General features: G+C 75.7%; 1 protein-coding gene. It reads right to left on the bottom strand.

Annotated elements, in window-relative coordinates; all coding sequences use genetic code 11:
* The coding region (locus AACR77_RS14100) for a substrate-binding domain-containing protein (RefSeq protein WP_042882393.1) at positions 1–296 on the bottom strand (296 nt) is incomplete at both ends.

The raw sequence follows: 296 nt of genomic DNA, 5'->3' as shown, positions 1-296 counted from the left end.
CAGGGGGTCGCGCCCGGCGGCGGGCCACTCCCGGCTGTCAACCCAGGCCAGGGGCTCGCGCCAGCGGGCGATGGGCTCCCCCTGGCCGCGCCCCTGCTTGATGAGGGCCAGATCCAGCTCTCCCCCTTCGAACGCCTGCCACAGGGCATGGCTGAGATCGCTTTGCACCTCCAGCCGCACCTGCGGGTGCGCGCGGGCGAAGGCGGCCAGCACCGGGGTCATGGCCCCCGCGGCAAAATCCTCCGGCACCCCGAGGCGCAGGGGGTGGCTCGCCTCGCTCACCCGCTCCCCCGCCC

This window comes from Aeromonas sp. ZOR0002, assembly GCF_963866995.1.
Taxonomy (GTDB): domain Bacteria; phylum Pseudomonadota; class Gammaproteobacteria; order Enterobacterales; family Aeromonadaceae; genus Aeromonas; species Aeromonas caviae.
This window is presented reverse-complemented; position numbering and strand designations above follow the sequence as displayed.